At 43.7% G+C, this 25,556-nt stretch carries 26 protein-coding genes and 1 pseudogene; 17 read left to right on the top strand and 10 right to left on the bottom strand.

Annotation, left to right across the window (positions count from 1 at the left end; translation table 11 throughout):
* Positions 1–62: 62 nt before the first annotated feature.
* The gene (locus tag CH376_RS02430; RefSeq protein ID WP_100786647.1) at positions 63–620 is read left to right on the top strand and encodes a hypothetical protein; all 558 of its coding nucleotides are present in this window, start codon (positions 63–65) and stop codon (positions 618–620) included.
* On the opposite strand, the gene CH376_RS02425 is transcribed toward CH376_RS02430, so the two are convergent.
* Positions 607–981 (bottom strand): hypothetical protein, encoded by a 375-nt coding sequence (locus CH376_RS02425; protein ID WP_125231953.1) that lies wholly within the window; start codon positions 979–981, stop codon positions 607–609. The genes CH376_RS02430 and CH376_RS02425 overlap by 14 nt on opposite strands.
* Here CH376_RS02425 and CH376_RS02420 point away from each other — a divergent pair.
* On the top strand, positions 972–1,850 hold the full coding sequence (locus tag CH376_RS02420) for a hypothetical protein (RefSeq protein WP_100786645.1): 879 nt from the start codon (positions 972–974) through the stop codon (positions 1,848–1,850). The two genes, CH376_RS02425 and CH376_RS02420, sit on opposite strands and share 10 nt — an antisense overlap.
* A 490-nt stretch (positions 1,851–2,340) precedes the next feature.
* On the opposite strand, the gene CH376_RS02410 is transcribed toward CH376_RS02420, so the two are convergent.
* Positions 2,341–3,111 (bottom strand): hypothetical protein, encoded by a 771-nt coding sequence (locus CH376_RS02410; protein ID WP_100786643.1) that lies wholly within the window; start codon positions 3,109–3,111, stop codon positions 2,341–2,343.
* Between the two features lie 92 nt (positions 3,112–3,203).
* Here CH376_RS02410 and CH376_RS02405 point away from each other — a divergent pair, with 92 nt between their 5' ends.
* A complete protein-coding gene (locus CH376_RS02405) occupies positions 3,204–4,289 on the top strand; it encodes an AraC family transcriptional regulator (RefSeq protein ID WP_100786642.1) in 1,086 nt (361 codons plus the stop codon).
* A 240-nt stretch (positions 4,290–4,529) separates the two neighbouring features.
* Positions 4,530–4,985, top strand: a complete 456-nt coding sequence (locus CH376_RS02400) for a PaaI family thioesterase (protein ID WP_100786730.1) — start codon at positions 4,530–4,532, stop codon at positions 4,983–4,985.
* Positions 4,986–5,002: 17 nt separating this feature from the next.
* Here the strand turns inward: CH376_RS02400 and CH376_RS02395 are convergent, their stop codons facing one another.
* Together CH376_RS02395 and CH376_RS02390 are read right to left on the bottom strand one after the other, a co-directional pair.
* Complete coding sequence (locus CH376_RS02395; protein ID WP_100786641.1) at positions 5,003–6,163, bottom strand: Lcl C-terminal domain-containing protein; 1,161 nt, start codon at positions 6,161–6,163, stop codon at positions 5,003–5,005.
* A gap of 556 nt (positions 6,164–6,719) precedes the next feature.
* Positions 6,720–7,919 carry an AraC family transcriptional regulator gene (locus CH376_RS02390; RefSeq protein ID WP_100787918.1) on the bottom strand — a complete coding sequence of 400 codons (1,200 nt, stop codon included), beginning with the start codon at positions 7,917–7,919 and terminating at the stop codon, positions 6,720–6,722.
* 1,086 nt (positions 7,920–9,005) lie between these two features.
* On the opposite strand from CH376_RS02390, the gene CH376_RS02385 reads away from it, so the two are divergent.
* The 3 genes from CH376_RS02385 (at position 9,006) to CH376_RS02375 (ending at position 11,829) form a co-directional block, all read left to right on the top strand.
* Positions 9,006–9,449 (top strand): host attachment protein, encoded by a 444-nt coding sequence (locus CH376_RS02385; protein ID WP_100786639.1) that lies wholly within the window; start codon positions 9,006–9,008, stop codon positions 9,447–9,449.
* A 321-nt stretch (positions 9,450–9,770) separates the two neighbouring features.
* A complete protein-coding gene (locus CH376_RS02380; RefSeq protein ID WP_100786638.1) occupies positions 9,771–11,318 on the top strand; it encodes a glycerol kinase 5 in 1,548 nt (515 codons plus the stop codon).
* A gap of 151 nt (positions 11,319–11,469) precedes the next feature.
* Positions 11,470–11,829 (top strand): hypothetical protein, encoded by a 360-nt coding sequence (locus CH376_RS02375; protein WP_100786637.1) that lies wholly within the window; start codon positions 11,470–11,472, stop codon positions 11,827–11,829.
* A 4-nt stretch (positions 11,830–11,833) separates the two neighbouring features.
* On the opposite strand, the pseudogene CH376_RS02370 reads toward CH376_RS02375, so the two are convergent.
* Positions 11,834–12,351: pseudogene (locus tag CH376_RS02370) on the bottom strand (hypothetical protein).
* Positions 12,352–12,364: 13 nt separating this feature from the next.
* Here CH376_RS02370 and CH376_RS02365 point away from each other — a divergent pair.
* From CH376_RS02365 to CH376_RS02355, 3 genes are all read left to right on the top strand, one after another.
* A complete protein-coding gene (locus CH376_RS02365; RefSeq protein WP_100786636.1) occupies positions 12,365–13,612 on the top strand; it encodes an alpha/beta hydrolase in 1,248 nt (415 codons plus the stop codon).
* A gap of 199 nt (positions 13,613–13,811) precedes the next feature.
* Entirely contained in the window at positions 13,812–15,674 is a 1,863-nt protein-coding gene (locus CH376_RS02360) for a SpoIIE family protein phosphatase (protein WP_100786635.1), read from the top strand.
* A 40-nt stretch (positions 15,675–15,714) separates the two neighbouring features.
* Positions 15,715–17,094, top strand: coding sequence for an ammonium transporter (locus CH376_RS02355; protein WP_100786634.1), 1,380 nt, complete (start codon positions 15,715–15,717; stop codon positions 17,092–17,094).
* Between the two features lie 394 nt (positions 17,095–17,488).
* On the opposite strand, the gene CH376_RS02350 is transcribed toward CH376_RS02355, so the two are convergent.
* Positions 17,489–18,169, bottom strand: a complete 681-nt coding sequence (locus CH376_RS02350) for a hypothetical protein (protein WP_100787917.1) — start codon at positions 18,167–18,169, stop codon at positions 17,489–17,491.
* Positions 18,170–18,351: 182 nt separating this feature from the next.
* On the opposite strand from CH376_RS02350, the gene CH376_RS02345 reads away from it, so the two are divergent.
* The gene (locus tag CH376_RS02345; RefSeq protein ID WP_100786632.1) at positions 18,352–19,023 is read left to right on the top strand and encodes an LIC11874 family lipoprotein; all 672 of its coding nucleotides are present in this window, start codon (positions 18,352–18,354) and stop codon (positions 19,021–19,023) included.
* 263 nt (positions 19,024–19,286) lie between these two features.
* Here CH376_RS02345 and CH376_RS02340 read toward each other — a convergent pair whose 3' ends face one another.
* From CH376_RS02340 to CH376_RS02330, 3 genes are all read right to left on the bottom strand, one after another.
* The gene (locus tag CH376_RS02340; RefSeq protein ID WP_100786631.1) at positions 19,287–19,736 is read right to left on the bottom strand and encodes an acyl-CoA thioesterase; all 450 of its coding nucleotides are present in this window, start codon (positions 19,734–19,736) and stop codon (positions 19,287–19,289) included.
* Between the two features lie 103 nt (positions 19,737–19,839).
* Positions 19,840–20,589 carry a menaquinone biosynthetic enzyme MqnA/MqnD family protein gene (locus CH376_RS02335; protein WP_100786630.1) on the bottom strand — a complete coding sequence of 250 codons (750 nt, stop codon included), beginning with the start codon at positions 20,587–20,589 and terminating at the stop codon, positions 19,840–19,842.
* Positions 20,586–20,837: a putative signal transducing protein gene (locus CH376_RS02330; protein ID WP_100786629.1), complete on the bottom strand. Its 252-nt coding sequence runs from the start codon at positions 20,835–20,837 to the stop codon at positions 20,586–20,588. The genes CH376_RS02335 and CH376_RS02330 overlap by 4 nt, the downstream gene beginning before the upstream one ends.
* A gap of 109 nt (positions 20,838–20,946) precedes the next feature.
* Between CH376_RS02330 and CH376_RS02325 the strand changes: the two genes are divergently transcribed.
* Together CH376_RS02325 and CH376_RS02320 are read left to right on the top strand one after the other, a co-directional pair.
* Complete coding sequence (locus CH376_RS02325; RefSeq protein ID WP_338063564.1) at positions 20,947–21,183, top strand: STAS domain-containing protein; 237 nt, start codon at positions 20,947–20,949, stop codon at positions 21,181–21,183.
* Positions 21,184–21,195: 12 nt separating this feature from the next.
* Positions 21,196–22,068, top strand: a complete 873-nt coding sequence (locus CH376_RS02320) for a CheR family methyltransferase (protein ID WP_100786627.1) — start codon at positions 21,196–21,198, stop codon at positions 22,066–22,068.
* Between the two features lie 13 nt (positions 22,069–22,081).
* Here the strand turns inward: CH376_RS02320 and CH376_RS02315 are convergent, their stop codons facing one another.
* Positions 22,082–22,603 carry an HIT family protein gene (locus tag CH376_RS02315; protein ID WP_100786626.1) on the bottom strand — a complete coding sequence of 174 codons (522 nt, stop codon included), beginning with the start codon at positions 22,601–22,603 and terminating at the stop codon, positions 22,082–22,084.
* 274 nt (positions 22,604–22,877) lie between these two features.
* On the opposite strand from CH376_RS02315, the gene CH376_RS02310 reads away from it, so the two are divergent.
* The 4 genes from CH376_RS02310 to CH376_RS02295 all read left to right on the top strand — a co-directional run.
* Positions 22,878–23,264, top strand: a complete 387-nt coding sequence (locus tag CH376_RS02310; RefSeq protein WP_243394775.1) for a rhodanese-like domain-containing protein — start codon at positions 22,878–22,880, stop codon at positions 23,262–23,264.
* A 44-nt stretch (positions 23,265–23,308) separates the two neighbouring features.
* Positions 23,309–24,274, top strand: a complete 966-nt coding sequence (gene rsmH, locus CH376_RS02305) for a 16S rRNA (cytosine(1402)-N(4))-methyltransferase RsmH (protein ID WP_100786625.1) — start codon at positions 23,309–23,311, stop codon at positions 24,272–24,274.
* On the top strand, positions 24,267–24,629 hold the full coding sequence (locus CH376_RS02300; protein WP_100786624.1) for a hypothetical protein: 363 nt from the start codon (positions 24,267–24,269) through the stop codon (positions 24,627–24,629). The genes rsmH and CH376_RS02300 overlap by 8 nt, the downstream gene beginning before the upstream one ends.
* Positions 24,604–25,556 (top strand): Mur ligase family protein (locus tag CH376_RS02295; RefSeq protein ID WP_243398231.1); only part of this gene is annotated, 953 nt, incomplete at its 3' end. The genes CH376_RS02300 and CH376_RS02295, both read left to right, overlap by 26 nt.

The raw sequence follows: 25,556 nt of genomic DNA, 5'->3' as shown, positions 1-25,556 counted from the left end.
AAACGTCATTGACAGAAAAATAACCTTTTTAGTAATAAGAGTAAACTTATAAGGATCCTCTAATGAAAAAATATTTTCTGTTATTTACAGTTGCTGCAATCGTTCATTGTTCACCTTCCACAATGGTAAAAATCAATACGGAACCTTCCGGCCTTGATGTTTATTACCAAGGTATGAAAATCGGTAAATCCCCCGTCGACGTTGAGATGTCCAATTTAGTTTTCGAAAAACATATCGTGGAAATTAGAAAGGATAAAAAGATTTTAAGAACATTGCCCGTAGTAACGGAGATTAAGGCCGTTAACTTGATCGGAGGAATTTGTCTTTGGGTACCTTTTATTTGGATCGCTGGACCTAAGTCTTATCAGAATTATACGATTGACGAAGCGCTTTCAGATTTCACGACGAAAGACGATTCCGCTCTGGTCGTTTCTCATCTTCCTCAAGGTGTGACAATGATGGTGGGCTCTCAAGTTCTAAGAAGCGAAGACTACGCCTATTTGGACGGTAAGGAACATGAAATCAAATTGTGCGATTCCGAATCCTGTAAAAGTATCGGTTCTCACCGATTCGAAAAAGAAAAAAGTTATTTCTATCAGCTGAACGCTAATCAACTCTAAGTTCCCGTTTGAAGGACGGAAATTCTCTCGGAAACTGATCGACGGTCTTATCTTCGATCAGTTTCCCTCTATGTCGAACGAAGGTCGTTCTATGGAATTTACCGTCATGTATAAATCGGTTTTCAATCCAGAGCAGACGATTTAATGAAAGTAGAACGGCGAGGATAAAATTTCGGCTTTCAAATTCTTCCTTAACGAAATCGGAACAGGAAGGCTCCATCGGGCAAGCTACATTTTGAAACTTACGATCTCGGGTTTGATGCTCTTCGATCTTAGAAAGAACAAAGCGGGTCAAAAAGAAACGATCCTCGTTCTTTTCGGATTTTGAAAGCGTGCCGCAGGATATATAAAATGAAATCATTATATACGTCAGCGCTTTTTTTCTTATTTTCATTTTCTTTGTTTCCATCCGGTTCGGAAGAAATCTGCAATTCCTTGGAAACCAAACACACAACCTTTCGGAATGCCATTCAATATTACAAGTCCGAAAAATATTTGGAATCCGAAATCGAGTTAAGTCGACTTTTATTAGAAGCGGACTGCGATTCGATTCGAATCTTCAAAATTTTTTCATTGTTAAGGCAAGGAAAAGAATCGGGGGACGTTTTTAGAAAATCCGATTTTGCGGATATACGGTTTCGAGTTCTTTATGAATTTACCAATCTAATTCAAAACAGATACGATCCGGTTCAAATCGAGCGCAGCTCTTCTTGTTTTTTTCCGGATTGCAAATTGGAAAGTTTAGAGCGATCGATTTTATTTTTGAGTTCGATCCAGTCCTTTGACGAATTGCATTCCTCCAAGAAGAGCGCAGGTGAAACGGAGGTCGCGGATTTCGATCGATTGCAAAAACTTTTAGAGGAAGAAGGAATTCAAATTCAGGAAAAAAGCAAGAATCCTTATGCAGCTGCGATACTATCCGGCATTGTTCCCGGAAGCGGACAAGTCTACAGCAATCAGACGGCGGAGGGTGTGACTTCGGCTTTTGTGAACTTCGTAATGATATCCGCCTCTTACGCGGTTTACACGATCAATCCGATGAGCCTTGTGTTTTATCTCCTCACGGGATCCACCTTGATGATTTATTCTTCGAACGTGGTCGGGGCTTACGCCGCTGCGAATCGGAATAACAACTTTTGGAAATATCGGGCTGTGGACAGAATTAAAAAAGAGATAATCAGTCTAAAAATCTTGGAGCAAGAGATTTTGTACAAAACCGGTTCTTTCTGAACCGTGATAGAGTGATATCCGAAGATCGGGTTTGAGAATATAAAACATTCTGAATGTTCTTATTCGTATTTTCGTTCCGCGGTTCTTTGTCCTCTTGTCCTCTTGACTTCGCGGATTTCTGGAACTTCATCCGAGCCGATTCTTAGAAACCGAATTCTCATTCGAAAAAAAAAGAACGCTTTTTATGAAAAAGAACTCGTACGGGATTTTTATATTTGGAGCCAGAAAATCCTATTCAATTTGATTTTTCTAAAAAAGACGAACCGCAAGAGACGTATCGGGGAATTTCGAAACGTTAAAAATCAAACGAAGCGGATCGTCGTCAAAAAAAGCACGCAGGATGTCCTACGTGCGAGCAGTTTGAGTATTGGAGTAAAAGGAAAGAGTGGAGGCGATATCTTTTGAAGATTTCGCATTCTTTCTAGAACTTGGTCTACGCCGGGCAACTTGTCCAAAATATCCTTTTTAGAGAATATTCAAAATTCTTAAATTACTCCAAACGTTTGTAATACCCGAGGGAAACGTTCGCGAAAAACCCTTGTTCGTGCGCCCTATGAAGGCCCAAAAGTCCGTATTGATTTTCAAATGCGACCGGATTCGGCGAATCGGTCCAAGCGTTCGGCCAAAAGCGGAGCGAGGGTTCTATCATAAAACCTTCGCTTCCACCGAACGGAAAAAATCGATAGTAGAGACCGAATCCGACCGAGCGTGTTCTGTAGTGATGAGTGGAACCCGGAGTCACATATTTGGCGCCGTATAAGAATTCCGATTCGATCGCCTTTCGAACCGTGAGGTTCAGAAAATCCTCCGTAGAGGAAATAGGAGGAACCCAGTTTTCAAAACCGTTTCCTTGGATGGGCAGATCGGAACGGATTCCTAACGTTTGGGAAAGATAGAGTTCGTCCGGGCCGACGTCGGAATGAACCCGATAGTAGTGTTCTTTGACTTCGAGACGGATATCGAAATTAGGAGTGAAAAGATAGCCGATCCCGAAGCCGGTCGTATAAGGAAGGTTGACTCTGAGATCCTGTTTACGTTCGCTTTCGTTTAAGCCGGCGCCTCCCGCAGCGTCGAAGTTAAGATTGGAGCCGTGAGAATATTCAAACACGAATCTCTTCCCGTAATAAGTTCCCGCAACGTTCCAACCTCCCAAGACCGGCTGCGAAAGTCCCCCTTGAAGAGAAATACCTTCCGCACTCAAAGAAGAGAGATACGGTAATAAAAAAATGAAAATGAGGGTTTTGATTAAGATCCTTGACATACGCTTCCTCCGAATGGAGACTACTTTACCTTAGAATCAAGGTCCGGTCGCCCCGCCCCATGGGGTGGAACCCGTTTTTTAAGGAGAAAAAGATGAATTTGGATTTCGGATCCTTTGTGATCGGCGGAGGGCTGCTTCAATCCATTCTTCTGTCCTTATTCTTTTTTCGTCTGAAGCAAAGGGGTAACGATAGTCGATATCTAGGATGGGCCTTTCTTCATTTATCCTTCTTGTTTATGATCGGCTTGGGATTTCATACGGGTTGGGCACTTGAGTTTCCGCATCTTTCCCGAATCGGATTTCCTCTGGGAGCACTCGCCGCACCGATCTTTGCGATCGCTCTGCAAAAATACTTCGGATATCCCAAAGATAAAATCTGGACCCGACTGTCTTTTGCGGCGCCTTTGATTCTTTTCTTCTATTCGATTCCGCATTACCTTCTGAGTCCCGAAGAGAAATTAAAATATATCATAGAGGATAGAATTTCTCCTCATGCGGAATGTATTCGAATGAGTCTTGTGACTCTTTTATCCAACATCGTAATTTTCGGGAGAATCTATGTTCGTCTCGGGCAATTGGGAAAGGAATTTCCGGCTTCGGTCTTTAGGGAGATTTTCGTATTTAGAAAATTTGTGATCCTATGCGTGGGTCTTCTTTGTGTTTCCTTTTTTCTTTTTTCAATCGATTCCAGATTCAGGGTCGAAACCTTATCCAACGCGGCGCTTTCTTTTTGGGTGATTGGCTTCGCGTGGTTCAGGGTCTACGCGGAAAGTTCCGAAGCGGAGCGTTCGAATTCGGACGAAAAGGAAGAATTCAAATACAAGAAATCATTGTTAAGCGAAGTGAGCGTTCAAGAGATCGGCGCTAAAATTTTTCAGATTCTCAACTCCGAAGAATCTTATCTGGATCCCGAATTTGATCTTGGAAGTTTGGCTAAGAATCTCGGAATTTCCACGCATACCGTATCACAGGTAATCGGAAGATATTTTCAAAAAAGTTTTTTAGAACTTTGCAGAGAATTTAGAATTCGAAAAGCGAAGGAACTCCTCGAACAAACGGATCATCCCGTATTGAGAGTAGGTTTGGACGCGGGTTTCAATTCAAAGACTAGTTTTTTGAGGGCTTTTAAGGAAGAGGAATGGATGACTCCGAGTGAATACAGAGAAAAGTTTCGATAAGTTTTCCTTTCACCCGATCTGTTTCTTTTCAAAGAAGAAGCAAAAAAAATACAATCCCGCTTTTGGGAAACGGATCGAACAAACTCTTAATTCCATTGATTTCTAAGTCCATCGTAATAGTTTCAATATAAAACTATTACGATGAAATTTGGAAAGAATCATTCCGGATTTCAAATTCGACATTCGTCTTCTCAAAAAAAGAATTCACTTCCCAGAGCGCTTTCTGTTTTTCTGAAGGCTATGTCAGAAACAAGAAACCAAACCTCGACCGAGCATTATAGAAAGCTGGAAAACATGTATCAAGGCGCTCCGGTGAACGTATATTTCAAACCTTCGCTTACGATCGGAAAGGGAACCTCCGAACTCAAGATAGAAATCAGAGAAGATTTTTTTCACGCAGCCGGAGCCACACACGGAGTCGTTTATTTCAAAGCCGCGGATGACGCCGCTTTTTTTGCGGCCAATTCTCTCGTAAAAGGAAACTTCGTTTTGACTTCCACGTTTCACCTAACACTTCTTAGGCCGATACAATCGGGGGTATTGACCGCAAAAGGATCCGTGATCCAAAACGCGACTCATCAGATCATCGCTGAGTCCATACTTGTCGACGAAAAAGGAAGAGAGATCGGAAGGGGAATCGGAAACTTTGCGAAGAGTACGATTCCGCTGACTCCCGAGATCGGTTATCGGCTCTAAATATTTTTACTTTTCATTCAGTAAGTGGTGACGCAACGGGTAAAAAGAAAACTGGATTTGTCGTTCGTACCTAAGGAGCCGGTGGTGAAGTCGATCAAATGGGCGGAGCTTTTTACGTTATCGAACGTAGTGGAAGTCCAGTAAAGACCGATCTCCGTGTTCGGGAAAAAAGCATTGGGAATTGCGAGTCCGGGCGTCGTATAATCGACAATGCTCAAGAGTTCGTTCACATTCGGAAGTCTCCAGGTTCTTCCATCCAGAGCGAGGTTATTGCAATCGTTTATGGCCTGATTCCAATCCAAAGTATTGGAGACGCCCGTGCAAGCCGTAACGGTAAGACCGGATGTGCACTTTTGCCAGAGAAGTCCCGTGTTTAGATCTCGGATCGTTCCATCGCCCCTATCCAAGAAAGAAAAGGCGGGAATCGAATTTCCCGAAACACAACGAAGATTGTTTGGGCTATTTTTTGCAACGGGTAGAATACTCAACCCCGCCACGCTGAAATTGATGGACCAGTTTCCGGCAGGATTGGCCGAGTCGGACGTAGCCGCTAAATAATTACCTCCAGTGAATGTGTTCGGAAACGAAGAAGTTTCTATATACGGATTGTTTGCGTAGTTGATCAAAGACGCCAGTTCTTTTACCGAAGGAATTCTCCAGTTCGTTTTTTCCGCGTAGCCGTTTCCGCCATTCATTGTATTGAGGCTCATACAACTTCCGGCCAATCCTGCGTTTGCGTCGGTCCAGCTGATCGGAGCGATCGCCCCCGCGGAACAATTGCTCCCGGTCAAACCTTCCGCGCAAGTTTTCCAGACGAGTCCATGGAGTCGATCCAGTGTTGTGTAATCCGACGAGTACGTGTTATTCTGCATCGGAGTTCCGAAAGATCTTTGCCGAGGAGTATCGATAAATGCTCCGTCGTGACCGGTTCCAGGACATCCTCCTATCACCGCAATTCCCGCGCCGTTCCAACATCCAATTTGTCCCGTGTCAAAGATCGCAGCTAAATCGAATATCAGATTGGATGAGTTTCCGTTCGTATTGTTTGAATTCTTGGAAGAATCGTTGATCTTGAGTAGATATTGCATGAGCGAAAAAGAAGTTTCCGGTTTATCGGGAGCATGCACGCAGGCAAGTTGTATCGAAAAAATCAAACTTAGAATCAAAACTTGAAACATAAAAAACCTCGTTCGGAAATGGAGAATTCAGAATTCTGAAAACGCGGCGGCGTTGTTTTGAATTTGAGAATTATCTCTTTTGCTTAAGAAATACAATCTTGTGAAGTTCTATTTTCAGAATGAAGTTTTCAGGTTATATTATGAATTCATGTTGGACTATTGTTTGGAGGATTAGGTTTGAGGATTAAATTTTTTCTTTAAACTATTCCAGTGCCAGTTCCTAAAGCCCAAAGAAGAAAAAGAATTCTGTTTTATAGAAATCGATTTTTTATGGGAGTTCCTACGATTTGCAGATTATCAAACTTTCTTTGCGGATTTTGGATCTTCTGTGCATTCTAAGAAAGTATGAGTTCCTACTTTTTGGTTTTAAGGAGGTTCTTTGATTCAAGAGGAACGCTAACGTGAATTCAAGGCGCTACGAAAAAAATAAAGGAACGATTTGGGGAAGAATTCGGATGAACCCGAATTGCGGAAAAATTCGGATCGGGCGGCACTTGGTTCCGTCGACTGCAAAGTTCCGGGTCGGATTCTTATCGAATGAGAATGAATTGCAAGCTCAGCTCTGAGCTTGCAATTCTAAGGTTTGAATCGGTCTTCTTTCCTGAAGCAATTTGAATCTTAGTTCTTTTGGAGAGTTTTCCTCGAACTTAAGGCAGGCTCTTCGAAAAGAAGATGGAGAATTGAATCCGCAAGCCAAGGCTATTTCCAAAAGATTCATTTCCTGATTCATCAAAATCATTTCCTTCGCGGTTTGCAATCGATGATAGTTGAGAAAATCGGAAAAACTCAATTTCTTATAATTGTTCAGATAATAGGAAGCCTGATGCACCGATAGACCGACGTAAGCCGAAAAATCTGGTAAACGAATTTCTTCGTCTAAAAATTCACGATTCAAAACGAATCGTTCGATCTTAGATTCGAGAATGTTTATATCAAGACCTTCTATTAAATTTCTGGAATTTGTCTGGGAAATATTTTGCGTTTCTTGGATGCCGATTTCCGTATCAACCGTCCCCGATTCTTCCTTTGGGGCGGAGTCGATAGAAAGATGTCTTTTCCAAAATTCAGGAAAATTGTATTCTAACACAAAAAAGTAAATCACGAAAAATCCGGGAACCGCAACAGAAATCAAAATCAGACTCGGCGCTCCGATCCAAAGCCCGACGGTATGCGTTAGGATCGCCAGAGCAACGCAGAAATATTGAATCGGATAATTATAAAGGATAGGCTTCAATTGATTCTTTTTTATATAAGAAGCCAGCCAAATGCCCGAGACCATCTGCATCAGAAACACAAGAATCTTTCCAAAATAAATGAGGGAATGTAAGTTCTCAACAAAAGAAGAAAGAAGCAGAATTATCGGAAAACCGAGAAAGGTGAAAAGACAATTCCGAAGCGGATCCTTCAGATATCCGATGATATTGAGAACATAAAACACGGAGGAAAGGGTGGCGCAGACCGCAAACCCAAAAAAATACGAATAGAAAATTCTATGTTCGTTATTAAGCGAAGTCCCGATCGGTGAAGTGACGTAAGTAAAAGCGCGTCCCTGACCTAAGATGCAAAAAAATACGCTCAATAGAAAAATCCCGCGCACTAAGTTCAATCGATCCGATTTAGCTTTATAGATTCCGGATACGCCGGTTAAAAAACTAATGGCAATGCTCGTTATATAAAAATATTCTAAATATCGATTGATCCCGCCGTTTAACGAACCGAGATAATTCAAAAAATCCAAATCCGGAAAAAAACCCATCGTAGCCACTCCTGTTCTTATCTTTCCTTTGCTTCCAAGTATTCGGAGGCGGAGAAAGTTTCTTCTTCACAGTTTTTTAAAAATAAAAAAATTACTTTATAAAAAACCAAAACTCAAGTCGTTCAAACTCATTCTTCTTTTTTTTGTTTGAGAATGAATTGGAAGAACCGAGTTTCTTTGATAAACTTACAAGTATTCGCAACAAAAATCCTTTCAGTATATAAACTGAAGAACTATTCTGAATCACGTAGTTCAGTTCTTTATAAAAATGTTTTCTTTCTTTGGTATTTCAAAGTCACAAATTGTTAAGCGAAGTGAAGTGATAGCAAAGAAGCCCAGAAATGGATGTGTTTATGTCAAAGATAAGAAAAAGTCGGGTTCAATTCTTAGAAGGTTTTTCAAAAGAAGGAGTTCCTACTTTTTCAGTTCTACTGGAATTCTATACAAACATCCTCTTTTTACAGTTCTTTTTTTGACGCTTTCCGGTAAAATAATTTTCGAGTTTTTAAAACGTTCTCTCTTTGAAATTCCCTGAGAATCCATCAAAAATTTCATGTCTGAATGACATGGTTTTTAAAAGGATAAAATGGAAGCTAAAATCAAACTCCGATGGGTATCCTATCGCTTGTTCTACGAAATATTTTTCGGCTCAGAATGCTTTTGGGAAAAATACATTATGGATTTATAATATATTTTTAGACAAAGGCTTCTCTTCGGGTCGAAGGCGAATTTTCTCCCTTGTTTTTTAAACCGAAATTGGGATTGGCTTTATTCTTTCAGTAATATCGGATTCTTTTCCTAAACTAAAACGTTCGTTATACAACGTTTGCTCCCGTGTTTGGAAGGCGAAAAAGAGATTGCACTTTCTTATCAATTCGTATAGAACAAATTCACTTTTGGTGTTCTTTGTTTTTACGCTTTATTTTGTTTGCAGTGATTTTTGAGTGCTCGGGGTAGTTTTTTTGAGATAGCATTTTGCTGTGGTGAGCGGTTGCTGTCGCTCATCTTAGCTTCGCTAAGAGCCAGCGCTTTGCTTCGCAGCTTTTGGCTATCTCGCTCCCTATGGGTCGCTCGATAGGAGTGTTTATGAAAAACAAATGGGTTGTGGTCGCAAATCGATCCGAAGCAAAAATTTACGAATACAAAGGTTCTCGAAACGGTCTTGAACTTTTGGAAAGTATTAAAAATCCGAAAGGAAGAATGAAGAACCGGGAGCTCATCCTCCAGTCTTCCGGTCCCGGCAAAAGCGCGAAGGCACAAAGAGTCGCCTTTGACAACGAATCCGTTCAAGAGCCGAAACGAAGAGTCGCTGAAACCTTCGCGAGTCAGATTTCGGATCGGATTTCGCAAGGAAGAAAGTCCAATCGTTTTCTCAGCCTCGTCCTTGTTTCCGAACCTCGTTTTCTCGGAATGCTCATGGATAAGTTGGATCGCAAATCCCAATCGATGATTTTCCATAAAATGACAAAAGATCTCGCGGCTTCCGATAATCGTGGAATTCTATCTCACCTAAGGGGAATCTTGGCTTAGAAAGAAATATCTTTCTTTTTTTGGAATTCGATTTCGATCCTAAGGATGGGAAATTCGATTTTTAAGATCGATTCGAATTTCTGCCGGCCCCGTTTGCGGTGACGCGGTTTTCTTTTTATCACGCGGAATGACGGAGATTTCCTTTTTTTGAGAATGAAATCCTTCTTCTTTGTCTTTCCATTTTCACAAAAAACATAGACAGAATCTTCTGCCTTCGATTATCTATTTTTTTGATTTCGTTTTATCTTCTCGAATTCTTCTTTTGTGAGAGAGATGCGGATTCTTCTTTTTTTATATATCAAGAATATTTCGGAGAATTGAATGACCAGTCCAAAGGGAAAATACGTCCTTTCTATTGATAGCGGAGGAAGCGGGATTCGAGCCTTTTTACTCGACCGTAAGGGAACAATCGTCGAGAGACAGTATGAAAAAACTCCTCCGAATATTCCGGCTCCGGGCGGCCTCGAACACGATCCGGAAGTCCTTTGGAAAGCGCTCCTTTCCCTTTTGAAAAAGATTCAAAAAAAGAAAAACCTCGCGAAAGAAATTGCAGTATTAGGAATTTGTAATCAACGGGGTTCCTTTCTCCTCTGGGAGAAATCTTCGGGAAAACCCCTCACACCTTTGATTAGCTGGGCGGATGTCCGTTCTTATAAAACCGCAGATACGATGAACGGAAATTTTGTTTGGCGTTTCATCCGAGTCGTATCGACCGTGATCGGCAATCTCACAAACCATCCGATGATGATCGCGACCTCGATGCTTCGTTTCACGACCGATCACGCGACTTGTCGTCTGAAATGGGTCTTAGATGAAAATCCGGAACTCAAAAAAAGATGTAAAAAAGGAGAGGTCCTCTTCGGAACCTTGGACACTTGGTTTATCTATAAACTCACCGGCGGCAAGAATCACCTTACGGATTCGTCTAACGCGGTCGCGACGGGAATGTTCAACCCTTTTCAGCTGATCTGGAACAAACCGATCTTCTCCATTTTTGGAATTCCCGCGAATCTCTTTCCGGAAGTAAAGGATAGCAACGGTGATTTCGGTCACAGCCTTCCCGAGTTTCTCGGGGGGAATTCGGTTCCGATCCGGGCTTCGATCGGAGATCAGATGGCCGCTCTTTTCGGTCAGTGTTGTTTCGAACCCGGGGAAGTGAAAATTTCCCAAGGTTCGGGAGCCTTTGTGGACATCAACATCGGACCTAAGGCGAAACTTTCCAAGAGAGGTCTTTTCCCGATGATCGCTTGGAGACTCAACGGACAAACGACTTATATGCTTGAAGGTTTTGTCGCGACCGCTGGAACTCTGATCGATTGGTTGGGAAAGGGGATCGGACTTTCGGATACGCCAAAGGTTTTGAACGAGCTCGCGGCTCAAGCGGAAGATACGGAAGGGGTAGTTTTTATTCCTTATCCGACCGGCGCTCGTTTCCCTTATTTTAATCCGAGGGCGAAGGCTTCGATCAGCGGTCTTTCTCTTGCAACTCACAGAAGACATATCGCGAGAGCCGTTTTGGAAGGAATCGCTCTGAGTCTCTTCGAAGTCTTGGAAGGAATTCAAAAAGACACGAAGGTTAAAATCAAGGAGATCAAAGTCGACGGAGGAGTTTCACAATCCGATATTCTTCTTCAATGTCTTGCGGACTTTTCCAACATGAGAGTCAACCGCGCTCCGGAACCGGATATGACCGCGACGGGCGCCGCTTATCTCGCGGGGCTTGCGATCGGATTTTGGAAAGACACCGAAGAACTCAAGTCCTTACAAAAAGGATATAAGACCTTTGAACCGAAGATGGATCCGACGAAAAGGACTCAGAAGCTGCAGCGTTGGAAAAAAGCCGTTGCGGCGACTCTTGCGATCGAGTGAGTTGATGTTAGTCTGCCGAGCCTGAGTTTCCGTTCGCCGTTCGGGAACTCGGGTTTTATAAGATTTCCTTTGGAAGCGTTCGTTCCCTTTTAAAAATGTTTCTAAAAACGGACAAATAAAAATCCGAAAAGTATTTGGAAGAGATCCTGGAATGGGTTGGTTCGATAGTATATTCAAAAAATTGAATTTATCAAGGAATCCGGAGAAAGAATTTACCGTAATTCTCACGAACGAATTCGTCCGAGTAGAACATCCGAAAAGAAAAACGGAGCGGATCCGTTGGGACGAAATCGAAGAAATCCGATTGATCAATACGGATTCAGGGCCGTATGAGCCTGATGTTTGGCTTGCGTTGATCGGAAAGGACGGAGGATGTCTGATACCAAACGGTTGCGAAGGTTACGATCGAGTGTATGCTATCGTTTCCGAATATAAGGATTTCAACTTTCGGAACGTCATTCAATCGATGGGAACGACGGATAACGCGCAATTTCTTCTCTGGAAAAAATGAATTTCTACTGCGCAAAACGAATCGAACTGATGACGGTGGTCAGTTCCTTTACGAGATATTCCGCGGGCACCTCATCGCTGTTATAGGTGAGTAGGATCATTCTTTTCTTATTGGAGATCATATAAACCATCCAGAATCTGTCCGCCTTGACAAACTCGCAAGCCATGATCTTGCTTCCTTCTTCGTTTTCGAAATCGGCGACTTTGTCCTCTTCGAAATCGATTTCGTGGGTTTTCAGATATCGTTCCAATTCTTCTTTGAGAATATAACTTCCGACTTTGTTTTCAAACGCGTAGACTTGGAGGGCGCCGCTTCCGTTTTCCTCGAAAAACGCGGGGATTCCTTCGATGACCATCTGAACCCAGTGCGCCGGAACCACCATGGAATACCAGCCGTTCGGCGATTTGTAAAGTTTGTATTCTGGGCCTTGAGACATGAGGAACTCGGATGGATTCTACCAGAATCTTTTCTTGGAATTTTCGGGCAAGCAGCTTCTAATTCTTGACAATTCGGAATTTTGATTATTTTTAACTCTGTGCTCGCGATCTTAAAGAATCGTAGAAGTCCTTTCTACTTAGCCACCACTTTTCTCATTCTTCTGTTGTTCGCGCTTCTCGCTTCCACGCTTGCGTTTATCTTCACCGGCGTGCTGATCTTAATTCTTCTTATCCATCCTTTGCTTCTGAATTGGATCGGTAAGTTGTACGGACAAGAGGATATCGCGGACGAGGTTCACTTTGCCAAGACGAAGGACGGTTGGAATTTGGCGCTTCACAGACATATTCCTCCGCAACCGAATCGTCACCTTGCTCCCGTTCTTGTGGTTCACGGAATCGCAACGAACAAATACGTGGTCGATCTGGATAGAAGACATTCTCTTCCTTATTATCTGAAACTTCGCGGTTACGAAGTATTCGCGGTTTCTCTGCGAGGCTGCGGAAGATCGTATCACGAAAGTCCGACTCGTTACGAAGACTTTACTTTCGACGATATCGTAAAATACGACGTCCCCGCCATGATCGATAAAGTGAAGAAGATCACGGGCTCGGATCGTATCTCCTATGTGGGTCATTCCATGGGAGCGATGATTCTATATTCTCATTTTTGCATATCCGAATCGAAGGATACAAAAGACATAGCCGCTTTCGTTTCTTTGGGAGGTCCGGGAAATCTAAATCATATCGGAATCACTTTGATCGGTCTTCTTTCGAGATTTCCCCGCGCGAGAAAGATGTTGGATCTGAAATTCGGGGCTTCGATCCTCGCGCCCTTAGCCGGAGAACTTTATACTCCGATCGATGAAATTCTTTATAACCCGAAAGTCACTTCCTCTAAAACCGTGAAGAAGATCATGAAGAACGCGATCGAGAATATCAGCGACGGAGTGACCGAACAATTCATGCGTTGGATCGAAACCAAAGAGATGCATTCTCTCAACGGCTTTTACGATTACGTTCGTCTTCAAAAAAAGATCAACGTTCCCTCTTTGTTTATAGCGGGTGAAAAGGACGTGATCGCGACTCCGGAATCGGTTCGTTCCGTTTTTGAAAATGCGGGAACTAAGAAAAAAGAATTTAGAGTGATCTCCAAGGCAAACGGTTCTTCGGACGACTACGGACACGCTTGTCTCGTGATGGGAGACCGAGCCGACGACGACGTCTTTCAATACGTGGAATCCTTTCTCCACAAATACGGAACGAAGGCTCAACCGGGTTTTGCAAATAAGATTAAGGAAGGATTTTTGTCCGTCTTTTCTAAATTTCGCAAACCTTCTCTTTCTTAATTCTGCTGTACTTTTACGTAATATGAATTATGTCATGCCCATTTTGTAGGCATATTTTTGCCTCGGGCCTTTTTAGTATTCGTTATTTATAAAAAGAAGGCAGAATTTCCCCACTTTTTAGGCTGGTACGCTTCTTGCAATAGAATTGTAAAGAGAAGCGAATTCAAGGAGCGAATCCTTTCCTTGGAGTGTGCGGGATATGATAGATCTAAAATTTGGTCAACGTAAGGTAGTAAGTTTCCGGGGAAACCACAAGGTCGTAGGTGGTTTGACCGAAAAAAATAAAATCGACATTCTCCTTTATATCAGCAAGGAGTTTGCATCGGTTGATAAACACGACGAACTCTATAACTCGGTCACGAACATTTGCAAGGATATCTTCGAATGTGATAACACTACGCTCAGGATCTGGAAAGACGGGCTTTTAATTCCTGTTCGTTATCTTCGAGAGACCACCCCTCCTCGCAGGAGCGTCAACGTGAACGAAGGTTATTCCGGTCATACGTTTAAGACGAAGACGTCTCTTCTCGTACAGAATCTCGCGTATCATCCGGAATATATCGACGAAGGAGAATCCACTCTTTCCGTCATGTGCGTTCCCATCCTTTATAAGGACGAGGTTCTCGGGACGATCGCGGTAGAATCGGAACACAGTTTTTTTTACATCGAAGACGATATCGAAATTCTCGAAGCTCTGGCTTCGCAGTTGGCGCTCGCCCTTACTTCCGTTCGTTTGATCGAGGGTCTTGTGGAAGCAAATCAGAGAGAGGCCGGAATTCTCAAACAACTCGAATTCGATATGAAGATGGGGCGCAACGTCCAGAGCCAGATCATCAATACGAATATCGCTCCTTGGAACGGAATTCACTTCGGAACGTATTACGAACCGATGACCGAGGTTTCGGGCGATTATTTCGACGTTGTGCGACACGGCAACGCGGTCACGGTAATTATCGCCGACGTTTCCGGTCACGGAATTCCCGCGGCGCTCGTTACGATGTCGATTCATTATCAATTCAGAAGATGCACTTCTCTCGGTCTCGGTCTTACCGAAATTCTTACGGAGCTGGGAGAATCGATCCGTCCTCAACTTCCGGACGGAACTTACTTCACCGCGTTTATTTTAAGAATCTACGGAGACTATTCTTATTCTTACGTGAACGGCGCGCATCAAAAGCTGATTCATTTTAGAAACGATACCGGAACGATCGACGAACTCGATTCGAACGGGGTTCCTATGGGAATTTTCGAAGTAAGCCGGGGTAACTTTGAAGAGAAACACGGGCGTATCAATCCGGGAGACATCCTGATTCTTACCTCGGACGGAATCGTGGAACAAAAAAATCCGGAACGCCAGGAACTCGGGAACGCACGATTTCTGGATTGGGTGAGACAGGAAAAACGAACCCTCGAAGAACAAAGGGATCGTATTTATGTCGGAGACCTTGTGGATTCTTTGATTTCCAGATTCAAACGATACAAAGGAGAAGCGAGAAACGGTGACGATATCTCGATCATGGCTCTTCAGTGTAATCCGCTTTTGAACAAAGCGAAGTCGATGATGAACGTCGCAAAAACCGCGGCTCGAGAGAAAAACGATTCTCTTGCGTACGACAAGGCACTGGACGTTTATTCTTTGGACGATTCGATCAAGGACAGTCTTCTTCTTCTCGGAAGAATGTATTACAGGGATCGTAATTTTCCGAAGGCGATTCAGTTCTTGGATAAGTTCGTCAAGACTTCCGGAGAGGATTCCGCTTACATTCACTATTTGATCGGAAGAGCTTACTACGAAACCGAAAACATTCCCGAAGCGAAACGTTCCCTCAAACGTTCTCTTGCGATCGATCACACGTACTCAAAGGCGAGTCTGCGTTTGGCCCGGTGTTATCTGAAAGACAATCAAAGTCCGAAGGCGATCAAAGTTCTTCAACAAGGAATCAAGAGCGCTCCGACGAACGAGTATCTTAAAATTTCTCTCAAAAAGTTGGAAGATTTGATGCGTAAAAAGGAAGATCCTTCTCTTCTCGGAGAAGACGACGATACAAAACTGGCTGTTTGACCGGAATGATTTGAATAAAAAAAAGGAGATAAGTTATACTATGCGTTGGTATTTTGTTTTAATCCTCGCTCTGTTGTCTACAGGAGTTTTTGCCCAAGACGCTCCCATAACGGAAGCCGCGGCCGCCGTTCCCGATCCTGCGATCAAAGCGGTGAACGACGAGTTGGCCACCCTGAGGTCCGAGACGAATTGGCTCTGGACTTGTATCGCTGCGTTTTTGGTTTTTTTCATGCAAGCGGGTTTTGCTTACGTGGAAGCGGGTTTCACTCGAGCTAAGAACGTTGTGAACATCTTGATGAAGAACTTCATCGATTTCTGTTTCGGTTCCATCTTTTTTTGGCTGATCGGATTTTCGATCATGTTCGGTCCTCAATTGTTTCCCGGTTTCGGAATCGGTATTCCGGGGCTTGCGGATTCTTTGATCGTTAAGGAAGGAACTCCGGACAAATGGGGATTCGCATTCTTAATCTTCCAGATGGTTTTTGCTGCGACCGCGGCGACGATCGTTTCGGGAGCGATGGCCGAAAGAACGAAGTTCGTTTCGTATATTATCTTTTCTGCATTGATTACCGCGTTTATTTATCCGATGTTCGGGAGTCTTGCATGGGCGGGACTTTGGGGTTTGGGAAAAGGATTTTTAGAACAACAGGGTTTTATCGACTTCGCCGGTTCCACGGTGGTTCACTCGGTCGGGGGTTGGGCCGGTCTTGCAGGAGCTCTGATTCTCGGACCAAGGATCGGAAAGTATCAGGACGGAAAACTGTTTCCGATTCTCGGACACAACATGTCCATGGCCGCTTTGGGAGTTTTTATACTTTGGTTCGGTTGGTTCGGATTCAACCCGGGTTCCACGACTTCGGTGAGCGGCGGAAATTTTGCGGTGATCGCGGTGACTACGAATATGTCCGCGGCGGCCGGCGCTTTGGCCGCGATGATCATTACTTGGATCATGTTTAAGAAGCCGGACATAGGTCTTTCTTTGAATGGGGCGCTCGCCGGTCTTGTCGCGATTACTTCTCCATGTGCGAACGTGAGCATTTCTTCGGCGGTGATCATCGGTCTGGTTGCCGGAATTCTCGTGGTTTTGAGCGTTCTATTCTTCGATCGAATTCATATCGACGATCCTGTGGGAGCCGTTTCGGTTCACGGGGTTTGCGGCGCTTGGGGAACTTTGGCTGCCGGGCTTTTTGCGCAAGAAGCCTATGGCGGAGTGAACGGTCTTTTTTTCGGAGGGGAATTGTCGGTGGTTCTCGTTCAGCTTACGGGGATCGGGATCGCGTTTGTTTGGTCTTTCGGGGCGAGTTCGATCATTTTTCTCGGGCTGAAATATACGGTCGGACTTCGCGTTTCCGAAGACGAAGAAATCACAGGTTTGGACATTCTGGAACACGGGAACGAGGCTTACCCGATTTCGAAATAGTTCCGAACTTTTTGGTCTTTCGGAAGAATGGTTGTGATCGTGCGGGCTGACGTTGCTCCGGATTGCTTCCTTAAGGCGGCGGCTCTTGTAAGAGGCCGCCGTTTTTTTGTATGAGTTCCTACATTTCTTGTTCAAACGGAGAAATCTCCGTGGAACGGAGTCCGATTAGGAGTTCCCGCAAATCGAAGTTTTACTCTAAGTCGCGTAATTTGCAGGAGTTCCTACATTTTGCACGATTTGACTTTGCCTGTGAGTGACGAGGGCGGGGGAGTTCCTACAAAAAGAATCTTTTCGATTGCGCAGGAGTTCCTACCTGGGACCGCGAAGAGCGAAACTCTAAGGCGGCCTTACTCAAGTTGTCCAAATTAGAATCTCCACATCGAACCGGAATCTTTTAAAAATGAATCGGGCTTCTCCAACGATGTGCGATCGCAGTGCAGGATAAGTCATTGGAAAAAAATTCTTTCCAATGCGAGAACCAACTTTCGCGAAACGAAGTTTCATTCCATTTTTCCGAAGCGGTTTCCTTGATCGTAAACTCTAAAGAATAATTACATCCCTGCGGACATTCTTTCGGATTCCATTCATGAAACGTATTTTTCCGATGCGCTTTGGAGACGTGCAGAATCCAATCGTCCGATTCCGCGATTGCCCATTCGTTTTCGTTTTCCGAATCGAATTCAAAGGAATCCGTATTCCATTCTTTTAGTTCGTTCTCGATTTCAGCGCAGAATTTTTTCAGGGAAATTTTCGAATATAGATAATAGCGATCGATCAGTCGAACTGCGATGTGGGTTTCGAACGTTCTCAGAATTTTTTGCCATTCTTTCAATCGAAGATTCGATTGATCCGGCGTTGGCATCGGATCGCGCTCGATAAAACTAGTTTTCAAATTGAGGAAAGTTTCGCGATTCGGATCGAATTCGGTTTGTTCAAGTTTGATTTCAACGGTTGTCGATCGAAGAACGGCCGTGTTTCCAAGAATTTGCGAATCCTTCCATTCGGTGAAATCGGCGATTTGTTCCCAAATTTCATGTAAAGAAAGAGATGTACGAATAGACTGAATGAATTGCATTCTTTCCTGAAATTTTGAGAATTCCGTCCAAAGAGTCGAGAAGTAAATTTCATCGCTCGGCGTCTCGGCATCGCATGGATTGTTTGCCGATCGTCGTTTCATTCAACTCGACGTCTCGCTTCCTATGGGGCGCTCGACAGGATTTACGTTGACGGAATCCTTTTCCGTCCCAAATTTGATGCATGAGCCTTTTTTACGGCCGATTGTCCAAGTTTTTATTCTTCTTTTTTATCCTTTTGTTTTTTGCAAACTGTTTCGATTACGAGGAAACGGTCACGATCAACCATGATTTTACGGGAACATTAGAGGTTTCTTATGTTGTTCCGACGCGTAGGAACTCGGATGAATCCTTGATTAAGTTTCTTCCGACTCGAAAGGATGAGATTTCGAATCGGCTCAACAAAGGTTTTTTTTCCAAGAACGTGATTCTTAAAGATTATTCTTTCCAAAAGATCGTGACTCCGGAAACGGACCCGAGTTTGTTCCGTGAAAAAGCCAAGGTCTATTACAAAGTGGAATTTCAAGATCTTTCACAGATCGAGGACGCGATGCTTGGAAAGGTTCAGGTCCGGAAAAAAGGAAATACGATCTACGTAAAAAGAGAAATTCCGACCATCAGCAGAGGGCCCGAAACTCTCAAAAAGGACGGAGAAAAGAAAATTTATTCGGAAACACTTCGTCTCCTTCGAACGAGTTCGATTCTTTTTAAGGTGAATTTTCCGATCGCGTCAGTTTGTCGTTCCAATCGCGGCGACGTGAACCTGGGAAAACTGAGTTATCGTCTTCCGTTAGCCGAAACCATCGAGAAAACCGGGAACAATTCCTGGGATTATAGAATCACCGTGATCTACTGAAAAGTATGAGTTCCTACTTTTCCTAAAGTTTCACCGCAGGATCGTGTCGAGATAAGAATCTAACGCAAATCTCCGAAAAAGTCGGTCGTCTTTTCCCGCAAGACCTGATTTGTTTCGAGAAAAAAGTTCGCCTTCGTGAAAAGGATTTTGATAACGATGGCCCGCTATTTTATCGGAAAACGGACTTTAAGGCCGTTGTAATTCTTTTTCAGGAAAGTTTTTTGTCGGAACTCCGGCCGAAAGGAAGGCGAGGGCAAAAGAATTCAGATCGGCTCCGAAGAATGAAAAACAGGAATCCACTTTAGAAAAGCTGCAAGTTCCGGATCGATTTTTTTGAGGCTTCCGGATCTCGAATCCACACAAGCATAAACGAGTTGTCCGGAACAGAGGAGTTCCTCCTTTCGAAAGACCGCGAGATCCCAAAACACTTTTACGCCGGAAAAATTACCCTTCGCGTAAATCCGGATTTCTTCGTCGAAACGGGCCGGGGCCTTGAAGTCGATCTCGCAATGAACCACGTGAAAGTCCGTCTGAAATTTGGAATCGAGTTCGCCGTAGGGCAATCCGCACCATCGAAAGTATTCCGTGATTGCAACGTCGAAGTATGCGAGGTAATTCGCGTTGAATACGATTCCCTGCGGATCCGATTCCGCATAACGCACTCTCAACGAATGGAAGAATTCGAATTCTTCTTTTTTGATTTTTTTCCCCATCTTCCCCCGCGCCGCTCGGCTCTCGAATTCTTTTTTATTCGTTTGATTTCGGTAACTTTATGGAAACGGAACCGGCGCTTTTCAAACGGATCTTTTTTCAATCCTACAAGAGATCGAGATCTCGGCACTTTTCACCGAATAGAATAAAACCTTTTCGATCCTCGTCCGTAACCTTGTAGTGAAGTTCTTTTGTGAGATATTCCCTCACCACCGTTTCCGGAAGACGGGATTCCTGCGAAATGATCTCCTCGATGTTGGAAATTCCATATTCCAAAGATTGAATGAACAAGGATTCTTCTACTTGAAGCGGCTTTTTGCTGGCCCAGAGGGCGAAGATAAATCCGAGACCCGTTATTTGATTCCACCACTGCGCCAGGTCGCGCACTTCGTAAAAATCAGGATTCCATTTTGCTAATAGAGCATTGTCTCCGAAGAGCATGTGCGATCCGATTCCGTTTTCTATTTTTTCCTGAATGATTTTAGAATCGGTCGGTATTACGTCCGGAATCTTTCCGGTTTCTTCCTGAACCAGAACCCGGACCAAAGCCATGCTCGTTTTGGAACCGCTGTCCGTAAGAATCGTCTTAGGAGGATATTCTTCCTTTAAATTCTTAAAAAAAAGAATCGATCGAACTTTTTCTTTAGCGCAAACGCCGGTCGTTCGATAGGAGTTGAGAACGTCCTGATTTCGAATACATTCTATGGAGGAAATGAGTCCTATGTCGATCTCTCCGTTCAACAGATAGTCTTTTAGTAGTGCGGGGTTGTCCGGAACGATTTGATTCTGCGAATCTTTTTCGAATCCCCATGTCAAGGGTCTTGCGTTTAAATGTTTAACGATTCCTATTTTCAATGATTCTCTCTTTCTAAAAACTCTTTCAAGATCGGATAGTCTTGATCCATTAGATAAACGATCGCGGAGTGGCTCGCGGCCGGAACGGCGGCGCCTTCCAGGAAAAATAATTCCTCTCCGGTAACAAAGTAATGGATGCCGTTCGCGTCCAAAAACGATTTCACGATGGAAAGTAAGATCGGATCCGAAGTCTCAAATCTGGCCGAAAATCCGTCCGAATCGTCTTGTTCTTTTTCAAAGGGTTCCATTTTTCTCGCAAAAAATATTAGGGTTGAATTCTATTTTTTATATCGTCTAATTTCATCAATGGTTTTCAATGAGAAAGTTTACATATCTTTAAAATTGAACGACCTAACTTTGGAACACGAGGAATTTAGAAATTATCTCAATTCCTTTTTGGAAAAGAATCCGACCTGCGTCGTTCTTGACTTTTCCAATATCGAAGTCATTTCTTCGGTGGCCTTGGGAGTTCTCGTGAGCTTTGCAAATCGCGTCCGCAGTTTGGGAGTCGACGTGGAAACCGTGAACGTTTCCAATCGTCTGAAACAGATTCTTAAACTTGTATCTCTTGACAGAGTATTCGGTGCTTTATAAAACATCTTTACCATGACAGATATTCAGTCCGGCCTGAACACGATTACCGACGAGGAATTTCAATTCGTAAAATCCCTTATGTACAAAGAGACCGGAATCTTTTTAGCGGATCATAAAAAGATCATGGTCCAGTCCCGGCTCAACGGACGCGCGAGACATTTCGGTCTAAAATCGGTATCCGAATACATCGGGAAACTCCGCGCGGACCATACGTTTTTCAGCAGCGAACTCACCGAACTCATAAACAGAATCACGACGAACAAGACCGATTTTTATCGGGAAAATCATCACTTCGAATTCTTAAAGGACACTTTCTTTCCTTCCGTGGAGGAGAAAGCGGCGAAGAACGGGAAAAAAATTCTAAGAATTTGGTCTAGCGCGTGTTCTACGGGAGAGGAACCCTACACGATCGCGATGACCTGTCTCGACTATTTCGCTTTTAAACCCGGATGGGACATCAAAATTTACGCGTCCGATATCGATACAAACGTGATCAATACCGCCAAAGAAGGGATTTATAAGGAAGAAAGACTTCTTCCGGTGGATGAAAAGTTAAAGAACAAATATTTTATAAAGGTCAAAGATCCGGAGCGAGGCGAAGTTTCATACCAGGCAAAACCGGAACTTAAGGCCCTAATCGATTTTAGAAAGGTGAATCTTTTGGAGACTCCGTATCCGATTCCGGATAAGATGGATTGCGTCTTTTGCAGAAACGTAATCATCTACTTTGATAAACCGACCCAGAAGAAAATTTTCGAAAACTTCGAGAAGGTCCTCAAAGACAGGGGACTTTTGATCATAGGACATTCGGAAACGTTATTCGGCATTTCAGAGAGTTATAAATTTTTAGGTCATACGATCTATCAAAAGAAGCCGGTCGTTTGATCTCAATTCTTAGTTAAGAAAATTCTTTCCAGATCCGGATCCATTCCTTCTGCATCTCATAGGGTTCGTAGATTACAATTCTTGAATTTGCTAATACGTCTAAAAAGCCGGCCTCGTTCGGAAATCTGGGAACGATATGCTGGTGGATATGAGGGATCGAGCCGCCCGCGTTTTTCCCGATATTGTAACCGAGATTGAATCCCTGTACGTTCCAAAGTTTTTTAAGAATCCGAATCGCCTTGGAAGCGCCCTCGTGAATTTCAAGGGCTTCTTGCGCGGTCAATTCCTCGTACGCGAGAATATGTCTTTTCGGAAAAATCATAAGATGTCCCGGATTGTAAGGATATAAATTTACCGAGACGATTGTGAGATCGGTTTCAGAAACCGTAAGATTGGGAACGTCCGGATCCTTTCTGCAAATTCCGCAGAGAATACAATCAACTTCCGGCCTTTTTCCCCGAGCGTAATCCAGTTTGTGAATGGAAAAAAGATTTTTCCTCGGTTCGTCCCACTGGGTAGAATTGGATTCTTCCATTGACCCTAAATTATACCGGTCGTCCGCGCTGTCAAAAAATTAGCGCGGCGGATCGCAAGGAAAAGTGATCGTATCCTTGTTCCAAAATTCAGTTTGGGAGAATCCAAGCTGATTCCTTGGAGGATAAAACTCTTCAAAAAATAGATTTGCGGATCGGAAAGTAAGGGTTTCTTCGATTTTTGGATGAGACATTTTGCGCGATCCGAGGAAACTCGATTCTAAAACGGTCGGAAAACTCGAATCGACGCGGTGCGATTGCAAAAGGAAGGAAGTGATGAACCATCAAATTAAAAATCGAAAAGTATTTTTGATAAAACGGAAATCGATGTTTTCGATTCTGATCCTCGGATTGATCTTTCAGATTTTCTGTGCAAAGACAAAAGAACAAGCCAATAAAAACCAAGTCGGAGAATGGATTTCCGGGAACGCGCTCGTCGTCGACGTTCGTACTCCGCAGGAATTCGAAAGCGGTCATTATACAAACGCGGTGAATATTCCTTTGGATCAGATTTCGTCCCGTCTTGAAGAATTCGGTCCTTCGGATCGTAAGATCGTTTTGTATTGTCGTTCGGGTCGCCGCAGTGAGGAAGCCCTCAAGACGCTTCGATCCAAAGGTTATTCGAATGCGATCAACGCAGGCGGCTTGACGGATCTGCCTTAGAATCTCCTTGCAGGACCGGATCTTCAAAAAAGGATGGAGAGACATTGGAACCGGTGCACTATTCAGTCCAAGGAAAGGATATTCTCCGAATCTTTCGCGAGAATTTTTCGAAAGAAGAATCCGTTCTTTTCCTAGACGGAACCGCCGGTGAAGGCGGACACAGTCTTCTCTTTCTGCAGGAATTTCCAAATTCCAAAGTGATTCTCTGCGATCGGGATCCGGTCTTATTATCTCGTGCGAGCGCTCGTCTTTCCGAATTTAAGGAAAGAGTTGTCCCGATTGTAACTAACTTTTCGGCGATCGACGCTGAACTTTTAAAGGCGCACGGCGTGGAAGAGGCGCCCCAAGGAATTCTTCTCGATCTCGGAATTTCCACGTTCCATCTTTTTCATTCCGGAAGAGGTTTTAGTTTTCGGGAATCCGAACCGCTTGACATGAGACTTTCTCCCGAAACCGGTTTGAGCGCGGAAGACGTTCTCAATACATATCCGAAAGACAAACTCTTAAACATCTTCTACACTTACGGAGAAGAACGTTGGTCCAAAAAAATCGCCGAGGTGATAGTCGATCGAAGGAAACACAATCCGATCACGACTTCGGGCGAGCTGGCCGAACTCATTTCTAAAATTATTCCCCGCAAGTTTTGGCCTCCGGGAAGACATCCCGCGACTCGGATCTTTCAAGCGCTTCGTATCGAAGTCAATCAGGAGCTCGCGCATATCGAAACCGGTCTGAAGTCTCTTCTCGATCTTTTAAAAAAAGACGGAGTGATTCAAGTGATCTCCTTTCATTCCCTCGAAGATCGTATCGTAAAAAACGCGCTTCGTGATTATGCGAAGGAAAACGGTTATACTCTTCTCACAAAAAAACCGATCCTTCCATCCGAAGACGAGACAAGGGAGAACCCGGCTTCTCGTTCCGCAAAATTGAGAGTGCTCAAAAAAACGAAATCGGTCGATAAAAAATACAGAAAGGAAGATTTCGAGGAAGAGGAAGAATCGGATGTCTAAGATCGGCGCCTTGTTGGAAAGTCCAGTTTGGAAGGATCTCTGGATTCTTTTTTTCAATTTGGGAAAGGTGATCCTTTTTCTAAGCCTTTTTTTTCTCTACGTCTGGCAGAACGTTCAGGTCGCGAGACTCAACCGGGAGATCAGCATCGCAACCGGCGAAAAAATCAAACAGATCAAAAAGAACGACGATCTAAAAATCGGAGTCGCCACTTATACTTCCGCAAGAAGAATCGAAACGTTATACAGAAAAACATACAACTATCTTCCCATCACCGTGGGAGATAGAATCATCACCTTGAACTTACCTCCCGAAAAAAATGAAGACGAGAATGAACCTAATCCATCTTCTCCGTGAATTTCCAGAACTCGAACTTAAGTCCGTTCCCAAAGGCAAATCGCCCGACGGAATCGAGATCGCTTATATCCAATCCGATTCCCGAAGGACGAACGCCGAAGACATCTTCTGCGTTTCCGATTCTCTAAATTCCAAAAAAGAAGAATATATTTCCAGCACCAAGGCTTCCGTGATTCTGATTCGGAATTCTTCCTCGATCGTTGTTCCGGATTCTAAGATCGTTTTGGAAACGAAGATCGATCCGGAGCAACTCCAAGGAAGGATCGCGTCCTTTCTTCTCGGTCATCCTTCGAAAGAATTGGAGATCGTCGCGGTAACGGGAACGAACGGAAAAACTTCGCTTACGAACATTCTTTTCGCATTAGCAAAAGATCAGGGACGCAACTGCGGTTTGATCGGGACGATCGGTGTAAAATTCGGAGATCTACTGATCGATACGGGTTATACAACACCGGACGCGTCCTCTCTCAATCTGATTCTCAAAGAGATGAAAGACAACGGAGTAGACACGGTTTTTATGGAAGCGAGTTCTCACGGTCTCAAGCTCGGAAGAATCAACGGTATTTCCGTCAAGGCCGGCGTTTTCACCAATCTTACTCAGGATCATCTCGACTTTCATCCGGACATGGAAGATTACTTTGAAAGCAAGTTTCGTCTTTTTGAAATTTTGGATTCTTCTAAATCTCCGTTTGCGGTTTTGGATTACACTTCTCCGGGCGGAAAAAAACTTTTGGAAAGAATTCGATCGCGCCTTCCGAATTTGAGAGTGAGCGCGTTAGACGGCCCTCAAGGAGAATGGAAGGTCGCTGATTCCTCTTTGAATCTTCAAGGAACTTCCTACACCTTAACCGGGGAAGGCGCGAGTCGTTCGATCCATACCAATCTTCTCGGTTCGTTTAACGTTCGTAATACGGCGCTCGCTTGGAT

The organism is Leptospira adleri (genome assembly GCF_002811985.1).
GTDB classification, from domain to species: Bacteria; Spirochaetota; Leptospiria; order Leptospirales; family Leptospiraceae; genus Leptospira; species Leptospira adleri.
The sequence above is the reverse complement of the archived record's forward strand: the minus strand, read 5'-3'. Positions and strand labels throughout refer to the sequence as shown.

Coding starts and splice junctions, on each gene's coding strand:
- CH376_RS02430 (WP_100786647.1), top strand. CDS start 63: ATGAAAAAATATTTTCTGTTATTTACAGTTGCTGCAATCGTTCATTGT.
- CH376_RS02420 (WP_100786645.1), top strand. CDS start 972: ATGAAATCATTATATACGTCAGCGCTTTTTTTCTTATTTTCATTTTCT.
- CH376_RS02425 (WP_125231953.1), bottom strand. CDS start 981: ATGATTTCATTTTATATATCCTGCGGCACGCTTTCAAAATCCGAAAAG.
- CH376_RS02410 (WP_100786643.1), bottom strand. CDS start 3,111: ATGTCAAGGATCTTAATCAAAACCCTCATTTTCATTTTTTTATTACCG.
- CH376_RS02405 (WP_100786642.1), top strand. CDS start 3,204: ATGAATTTGGATTTCGGATCCTTTGTGATCGGCGGAGGGCTGCTTCAA.
- CH376_RS02400 (WP_100786730.1), top strand. CDS start 4,530: ATGTCAGAAACAAGAAACCAAACCTCGACCGAGCATTATAGAAAGCTG.
- CH376_RS02395 (WP_100786641.1), bottom strand. CDS start 6,163: ATGTTTCAAGTTTTGATTCTAAGTTTGATTTTTTCGATACAACTTGCC.
- CH376_RS02390 (WP_100787918.1), bottom strand. CDS start 7,919: ATGGGTTTTTTTCCGGATTTGGATTTTTTGAATTATCTCGGTTCGTTA.
- CH376_RS02385 (WP_100786639.1), top strand. CDS start 9,006: ATGAAAAACAAATGGGTTGTGGTCGCAAATCGATCCGAAGCAAAAATT.
- CH376_RS02380 (WP_100786638.1), top strand. CDS start 9,771: ATGACCAGTCCAAAGGGAAAATACGTCCTTTCTATTGATAGCGGAGGA.
- CH376_RS02375 (WP_100786637.1), top strand. CDS start 11,470: ATGGGTTGGTTCGATAGTATATTCAAAAAATTGAATTTATCAAGGAAT.
- CH376_RS02360 (WP_100786635.1), top strand. CDS start 13,812: ATGATAGATCTAAAATTTGGTCAACGTAAGGTAGTAAGTTTCCGGGGA.
- CH376_RS02355 (WP_100786634.1), top strand. CDS start 15,715: ATGCGTTGGTATTTTGTTTTAATCCTCGCTCTGTTGTCTACAGGAGTT.
- CH376_RS02350 (WP_100787917.1), bottom strand. CDS start 18,169: ATGCAATTCATTCAGTCTATTCGTACATCTCTTTCTTTACATGAAATT.
- CH376_RS02345 (WP_100786632.1), top strand. CDS start 18,352: ATGAGCCTTTTTTACGGCCGATTGTCCAAGTTTTTATTCTTCTTTTTT.
- CH376_RS02340 (WP_100786631.1), bottom strand. CDS start 19,736: ATGGGGAAAAAAATCAAAAAAGAAGAATTCGAATTCTTCCATTCGTTG.
- CH376_RS02330 (WP_100786629.1), bottom strand. CDS start 20,837: ATGGAACCCTTTGAAAAAGAACAAGACGATTCGGACGGATTTTCGGCC.
- CH376_RS02320 (WP_100786627.1), top strand. CDS start 21,196: ATGACAGATATTCAGTCCGGCCTGAACACGATTACCGACGAGGAATTT.
- CH376_RS02315 (WP_100786626.1), bottom strand. CDS start 22,603: ATGGAAGAATCCAATTCTACCCAGTGGGACGAACCGAGGAAAAATCTT.
- CH376_RS02310 (WP_243394775.1), top strand. CDS start 22,878: ATGAACCATCAAATTAAAAATCGAAAAGTATTTTTGATAAAACGGAAA.
- CH376_RS02300 (WP_100786624.1), top strand. CDS start 24,267: ATGTCTAAGATCGGCGCCTTGTTGGAAAGTCCAGTTTGGAAGGATCTC.